The organism is Streptomyces sp. SID4985, assembly GCF_009863025.1.
GTDB lineage: Bacteria > Actinomycetota > Actinomycetes > Streptomycetales > Streptomycetaceae > Streptomyces.
The window spans coordinates 1-6,823 of the sequence record NZ_WWIR01000249.1 but is presented as its reverse complement, the minus strand read 5'-3'; the positions used below and the strand labels follow the sequence as shown (position 1 = coordinate 6,823).

8 protein-coding genes are annotated in these 6,823 nt (G+C 72.8%); 3 read left to right on the top strand and 5 right to left on the bottom strand.

The genetic code is table 11. The features are described 5' to 3' along the window. From GTW40_RS10255 to GTW40_RS10235, 5 genes are all read right to left on the bottom strand, one after another. Nucleotides 1–234 (bottom strand): sulfurtransferase TusA family protein (locus GTW40_RS10255; protein ID WP_161179855.1); only part of this gene is annotated, 234 nt, incomplete at its 3' end. Further along, on the bottom strand, nt 231–1,085 hold the full coding sequence (locus tag GTW40_RS10250; protein ID WP_161179854.1) for a phosphate/phosphite/phosphonate ABC transporter substrate-binding protein: 855 nt from the start codon (nt 1,083–1,085) through the stop codon (nt 231–233). The genes GTW40_RS10250 and GTW40_RS10255, both read right to left, overlap by 4 nt. Further along, the gene (locus GTW40_RS10245) at nt 1,085–2,233 is read right to left on the bottom strand and encodes an acyl-CoA dehydrogenase family protein (protein ID WP_161179853.1); all 1,149 of its coding nucleotides are present in this window, start codon (nt 2,231–2,233) and stop codon (nt 1,085–1,087) included. Before GTW40_RS10245 ends, GTW40_RS10250 begins: the two co-directional genes overlap by 1 nt. A 133-nt stretch (nt 2,234–2,366) precedes the next feature. Further along, entirely contained in the window at nt 2,367–3,080 is a 714-nt protein-coding gene (locus GTW40_RS10240; RefSeq protein WP_161179852.1) for a TIGR03943 family protein, read from the bottom strand. Next, nucleotides 3,077–4,093 (bottom strand): permease, encoded by a 1,017-nt coding sequence (locus tag GTW40_RS10235; RefSeq protein WP_161179851.1) that lies wholly within the window; start codon nt 4,091–4,093, stop codon nt 3,077–3,079. Before GTW40_RS10235 ends, GTW40_RS10240 begins: the two co-directional genes overlap by 4 nt. Nucleotides 4,094–4,266: 173 nt before the next feature. Here GTW40_RS10235 and GTW40_RS10230 point away from each other — a divergent pair, with 173 nt between their 5' ends. The 3 genes from GTW40_RS10230 to GTW40_RS10220 form a co-directional block, all read left to right on the top strand. Beyond that, nucleotides 4,267–5,019, top strand: a complete 753-nt coding sequence (locus GTW40_RS10230) for a DUF2071 domain-containing protein (RefSeq protein ID WP_161179850.1) — start codon at nt 4,267–4,269, stop codon at nt 5,017–5,019. A gap of 171 nt (nt 5,020–5,190) precedes the next feature. Next, nucleotides 5,191–5,787, top strand: a complete 597-nt coding sequence (locus GTW40_RS10225) for a toxin (protein WP_161179849.1) — start codon at nt 5,191–5,193, stop codon at nt 5,785–5,787. Continuing rightward, nucleotides 5,784–6,823: MAB_1171c family putative transporter (locus tag GTW40_RS10220; RefSeq protein WP_161179848.1), on the top strand; the 1,040-nt coding region annotated here is incomplete at its 3' end. The genes GTW40_RS10225 and GTW40_RS10220, both read left to right, overlap by 4 nt.

Below are 6,823 nucleotides of genomic sequence, written 5' to 3'. Positions count from 1 at the left end.
GGGCCCCGGGCGGAGCCGCGCGACGACCGGGGCGTCGCGCGGGTCCGCCCGCTCCAGCTCGTGCCCCTCGTGGCGGCACCAGGCCGCGAGGTGGAGCGCGAGTGCCGGGTCGGTCCCGGTGATCTCGACGGTGGTGCCGGGCGGCACCTGGCGCAGGACGCGGGTCAGCAGCAGCCGCGCGCCTTGCTCGAAGCCGAGGGTGCCGAGGTCGGCCGAGGCCGCGTTGGTGGTCATGGCCGGTAGTCGGCGGCGGTGATCCGGCCGCCCGGGTCATAGAAACCGCCTGCGTCGACGGCCGCGGTGAGCTGCCCGAACCCGGTCTCGCGGGCGGGCACCCACCGGGTGAGCCCCTCCAGGTCGAGGAGGCGGCGCACCTCGGGGTCGCTGTACGACATGGAGAGCAGCAACTGCGTGAACCGGTCGGCCAGTTCGGGGTCGATGGACGGTCCGGCGGCCAGGACGCAGTGGTCGTAGGGCCCGGTCTGGGTGAGGATCCGGGTGCCGCCGGGCGGGAGGGTGCCCTCCTGGCCGAACAGCAGATGGCTGGCGTCGATCATGCAGGCGGCGTCCGCCTCCCCGGCCATCAGGGCGCGGGCCGCGTCGCGCTCGCCGCCGATGTGGTCACCGTGCAGGCCGACCCCGATGTCGTGGCGGCGCACCGTGAAGTCGGTGCCCGGCTCCAGGCCGAGGTCGGCCAGGTGCTGGAGCGGGATGAGGGTGGACTGCGGCGAGTCGACGGCACCGACGGCGACGGTCTTGTCCTTGAGGTCGGCGGGCTCGCGGATCGCGCTGTCGGCGCGGACCACGACGACGGAGGTCAGATCGCGGTCGGTGTCGCGCATGACGAGCGACCGCACGTCCGTGTCCTGGGCCTCGGCCAGACGGCGGGTGCGCAGCCAGGCCAGCGGGGAGTGCCAGGCGGCGTCGATGCGGCCGTCCACCAGGTCCTGTGCCTGGCGTTCGTAGTGGGCGTAGAGCACGAAGTCGAAGGGCAGGCCCTGGTCGCGCAGCCAGTCCCGGAAGCCGGACCAGATGGTCACGACCTTGGGGTCGTACGCGACGGCGCCGAGGAGCAGCTCGGTCATCAGGCCCCCTCGAACAGCGGCAGGCCCAGCTCGGCGCGGCCGCAGAAGTCGTGCAGCGCCTCGGTGGTCGGGGCCATCACGCGGGCGGCGAGCGCGTCGCGGAAGCGGCGTTCGACACCGGTCTCGCGGCGGAAGGCGGCGCCACCGCACAGGCGCATCGTGCCGTCGGCCACCTCGGCGGCGGTCTCGGCGGCGAGGGCCTTGATCTGGAGGACTCGCAGGGTGGCCTCCGGGCTTCCGTTCTCCACGGCGGTCAGGGTCGCTTCCAGCATCGCGCGCAGCGCGTCGGCGCGCAGCCGCAGCGCGGCGTACTGGTTGCGGGCGATCGGCTGCTCGGCCAGCGTCTGGTCCAGGTGGACGAGGCGGGTCTCGCGCAGATGGGTGGCGGTGAGGTTCAGCAGGGCCTCGGTGACGCCGAGCGAGAAGGCGGCGCTGAGCACCAGGAAGTACGGCAGCACCACTTCGAGGGCGGTGCCCAGGCCCTCCCCGTCGGTGCCGAGCAGCGCGGTGCGGGGCACGGAGACGGACTTCGCGGAGACGGGGCTGGAAGCGTTGCCGCGCAGGCCGAATCCGTCGTACGGGCCGCGTACGTCGAGTCCGGCGCTGTCGCTGGGGACCAGCCACAGCGACATCGGGCCCTCCACCTCCAGCGGCTTGCTGGACCAGACGTAGCTGTCGGCCTCTCCGGCCGAGGTGATCCAGGACTTCTGGGCGTCCAGGAGGACGGTGTCGGCGCCTTCGGGGGTGGCGGTGCCGACGGGGGCCCAGAAGTGGCTGCGGGAGCCGCGCTCGGAGAAGGCGAGGCTGCTCAAATGGTTCCCGGCGGCGATCTCGCGGCGTACCTCGTCGGAGGCGTACCGGTCGAGGACGGTGACGGCCGCGTAGTGCATGAGCAGCACCATGGCGGTCGAACCGCAGGCGCCCGCGAGCCGTTCGATCACCTGGGCGGCCTCGCGCAGTCCCGCGCCCGCCCCGCCACTCTCCCGCGAACTGAGCAGCCCGAGCAGCCCGGCCTCGCCGAGCGCCCGGATGCCCTCACCCGGGAATCGCCCCGCGCGGTCCACCTCGTCGGCCAGGGGCGCGATGACATCGCGGATCACGGCCTCGAGGTCCTCTGTTCGGATGTACGGGGATTCCGTCGTCTGCATGATTTCTGCACCTTGGGTGGTTAACGCCTGAATACTCCCTGTCGCCGGGCAGTCAAGCAGCAGCTCCCGTGCAAGCGGAAACGGCTTCACCGGCAGGGGTGAAGCGGCGAAAAGACGTTCCCTTCGGCGGAGGTCAGCCGGGCAGCAGGGCGTCCATGTAGCTGTTCGTCGGGCGCGGGACCTTCTTCAAGGTGCGGACGTCCAAGGCGACTTCGGCGGAGGCGGTGCCGAGGGTGCCGTGGGGGTGCCAGGTTCCGGTGACGGTGACCCAGGTGTTGGGCTTGGGGGCGGGGTGGCCGTACATGCGGACCTTGACCGACTGGGCGTCGGCGGCGCAGCAGTTGATGATGAGCCGGGTCAGGTCCCAGCCGTCGCCCTTGGCGGCGGGGGTGGCGAAGCCGGTCATCAGGACCGTGCGCTTCTCGATCGCCCTGGTGTGATCCTCCTGCACCCGGTGGGTGAAGTCGCCGAGGGTGAGGGGCAGGGGGGAGGTCGCGGGCAGCGGGTCGAAGTCCGCGTCGGAGACGTCGGCGGCCGTCGCGCGGGGTGTCTCCCGGGCGGCGGTGTAGGCGCCGAGGGAGGGCGGGGCCCAGAGGAGGAGGCTCAGGGCGGGCAGGAAGAGGAGCCAGGCGACGCGCGGTGGCGGGTGTTCGCCCTCGTGCGGGGCCTTGCGGAACGCCGTCCACGCCTGCGCGGCGCCGAGGCCGAGCAAAATGATGCCCGAGGCGATCAGGAGGGGCTTCATCCCCGCCTTCACGTAGCGCAGATACAGGTCGGAGAAGAGGGCGGCCTGGAGCAGGCCGAGGCCGCTGAGGAGGAGCAGGGCCGCCTGGACGGGGCGTTTCACAGCAGTACTCCTCCGATCAGGGCGCTGCACAGGACGGCCACGACCACCGTGGCGCTGGAGAAGCGGAGCGCGAACGCCCGCCCGAAGGTGCCCGCCTGGAGGGCGATCAGCTTCAGGTCGACCATGGGCCCGACCACCATGAAGGTCAGCCGGGCGACCGGTGAGAAGCCGGTCAGCGACGCGGCCACGAAGGCGTCGGCCTCGGAGCAGACCGCGAGCAGGACGGCGAGTCCGGCGAGGAACGGCACCGCCAGCCACGCGGAGCCGGTGAACGCGTCGAGCAGGGAGGGCGGTACGGCGACGTTGAAGGTGGCCGCCGCCAGCGCGCCGACGACCAGGAAGCCGCCCGCGTGCAGGAAGTCGTGCTGCACGCCCGCGCGGAACTCCGCCCAGCGGCTGTGCCCGTGGTGGTGTCCGGTGTGCCGAGGAGCGGGCCGGAGCCACTCCGCCTTGCCCCGCCACAGCCAGAGCCAGCCCATCAGGGCGGAGACGAGCAGCGAGGTCACCAGGCGGGCCACCACCATCACGGGCTGCCCGGGGAAGGCCACGGCGGTGGCGGTCAGGACGACCGGGTTGACGGCGGGCGCGGAGAGCAGGAAGGCGAACGCGGCGGCGGGCTCGACCCCGCGCCCGATCAGACTGTTGGCGACCGGCACCGACGCGCACTCACAGCCGGGCAGCGCCACTCCCGCGACCCCGGCGACCGGCACCGCGAGGGCGGCCCGTTTCGGCAGGAGCCGGGTGAAGACGGAGGCCGGGACGAACGCGTTGATGGCCCCGGAGAGCGCGGTGCCGAGGAGCATGAACGGCGTCGCCTGGAGGACCACGGCGAGCGCGACGGTCCGCCACGCCTGCACGGCCGGCGCGTCCCCCCACCGCCCGACGAGGAAGACCAGCGCGCCGGGCAGCACGGCCGCGCCCAGGAAGAGGAGCGGTTTGTTGCGGAGCAGGCCCGAAGCGGCGGGGCCCGGGGGCGCGGCTGTCTCCTGGACCCGTTCCTGCGTCTGCTGCATCCCGCCCCGACCCGTCAGCCGTTCCTCATACGATCGGCTCAACATAGCGACCAAAGGTAAAACGTCTCATGGGCGGGATCCGTGCTTACGGGTTTCCCCGGCCCATGCCCACGGGTTTCCCTCGGCCCGTGCTCGCGGGTTTTCCCCGGCCCGCGTCCGGGGACTCGCCGGGCATGGTGTCCTGTGGTGCGGCGGAGGAGCGGGTGCGGGTGCCCGTCATGCGGGCACGGTGGCGGACGCTGACGTTCGTCCACTGGCCCATGGATCCGGAGGCGGTACAGGCCCTGCTGCCCGAGGAGTTGACCGTCGACCGGTACGACGGGACCGCCTGGGTGACGCTCGCCCTGTTCCTCATGGCGGACGTACGTCTCCCGGGGATGCCCTCGGCGCTGCCCGCGCTCCCGGACTTCCCGCAGACCAATCTGCGCACCTACGTCCGGCACCGCGGCGGACGGGACGGGCTGTGGCTGTTCTCCGTCGACGTCGGCTGCCCGGCGATGTGGGCGGCCCGCGCCATCGGGGCGCCGTACACACCGGCGAGCGTGGACCTGTGCAGGAGCGGGGACACCGTCGTGTACTCCGGCTCGCGCTGGACCGGCGATGCCCGCTACCGGCTGGCCGTCCGGCCCGGCGATCCCGTCGAGCTGACGGAACGGGACCACTGGCTGGTCTCCCGTTGGCGGGCGTACACGCGCCGCGCGGGGCTGCTCTGGGAGAGCGCGGTGGAGCACGAGCCCTGGCCGCTGAACTCCGCGAGGGTCGAGGCGCTGGAGGAGAACCTGACGGCCGCGGCGGGCCTGCCCGCTCCGCTCGGCGAGCCGGTGGTGCGCTTCTCGCGGCCGGTGCGGGACGTACGGCTGGGCATGGCGCGTCCGGCGCGGGGAGTCGGCCGTAGCCGACCGGCCCACCCGGGTCGAGGTGCTTGAGCAAGCCGTTGGCATCCCGACCCCGGGCCGTCGTTGATCGGTGCACCGCCCCCGCATAGGCTGTCATGCGCACCACACGCGCACCGCACCCCCCACGCCGTCGCGAGGCGGCACGCCCCCGCCGACACCTGTGGTCCGGATGGTCGGGTCCGACGAGGGAGACAGCCGACGATGACCAGGGCGATGAAGTCACTGCTGGCCGTGCTGGTGGCCGAGGCGTCCAGGACGCTCACCCCGCCCGCCGAGCCACGCGTGGTCATGAGCGCGTTCTGCGACGCCATGAGCAGGCGTCGCGGCCGTCCGATCGACCTGGTCTTCCGGGCCTTCCCCGAGGACGTCCCGGTGTCCGGGCTGCGGCTCGACTGCGGCGACCGGTCCATCGTCGTGGTGGAGGAACGCACTCCACCGGAGTCCCAACTGGTCATCCTCGGACACGAGTTGTGGCACGAGGAACAGGGCGAGCACGGGCATCACGCCACCGACGCGCGCACGCTCGGCCCCGAGCGGGCCACCGAGGCGGTACGGCGGACGGCGGCGCGCATCCTCGCCGCGCGCGAGGTGCCCCGCGAGACCCTGCCCGCCGTCGCCGCCCGCGCCGGATCGGCCGACCGGCACGAGCGGGACGCGGAGACGTTCGGGCTGCTCTTCGGCCGGGAGTTACGGACCTGGATACCCGGCCGGTACGCCCGCGGCCCGGTCAACTCCGCGACACTGGAAGGCCGTATCCGGCTCTCCCTCCTCAACCGGGGCGGTCAGCTGCCGAGATGAGCCCACCAGCCTCCCCCATTCCCTACGCCGTGCCCGCCGTGCTCCTGGCGCTGGCGCTGGCCCTGAAGACCCCGACGTTCGTCCGCGCCTGGAAGGATCCGGACGTCCGCGCGACGACGCTGCTCCTGCTGCTGGCCGCCGCCGTGTTCGTCTCGGTCTCCCCGGCTGGCATCCACGGGATCAACACGGCCACCGGTGTGCCCAACATCGCGGCCCCCTGGGTCTATTCACTCCTGACCGCGTTCTGCGGCTCGTGTCTGGCGATGGTCGTCACCTGGCGGGACGAACCGTCCCCGCGCCGCGACCGCACGATCCGGCGCATCTGGATCATCTACACCGGGATCGTCGTCGCGCTGTGGATCACCTTCCTGCTCGCGGACGTACCGGACGAACGCGTCCACGACCTGGACACCTACTACGCCTGCGAACCCTGGATGCGCTGGCACATCCTGCTCTATCTCCTCGCGCACATGGTGTCCGCGCTCGTCGCCGCGTATCTCATCTGGACGTGGACCTCCCGGGTGCGCGACGCGTGGCTCAAGGCCGGGCTGGTGTTCCTCCAGGCGGGCTACGCCTTCGGGCTGGTCTTCGACATCGCCAAGTTCACCGCCGTGGGCGCGCGTTGGACCGGCGCCGACTGGGACTGGCTGTCGACCCGGCTGGCGCCGCCCTTCGCGATCCTGGACGCCACGCTGGTCGGGATCGGGTTCATCGTGCCGCAGGCCGGGCCCTTCCTGGAGAAGTGGACCCGCGACCGGATCAGCTTCCACCGGCTGCGCCCACTGGAGTCGGCCCTGCGCGCGGTCGGACCGTCCGCCGCCCCGGCCCGCGTCGGCCGCTTCGCTCCCCTCGACCTCAAGCTGCTCCAGCGCCGCCAGCGCATCCACGACGGCCTGCTGCGCCTCGCGCCCCTCCTCGACGAGGACGTGTGGCAGCGGTCGTACGACGTGGCCCGCGCCGCCGGGCACGACGAGCGGACGGCGCTGGGCATCGCCGGGGCCGTCACCGTGCGGGCCGCGCTGACGGCCGCGCGCAC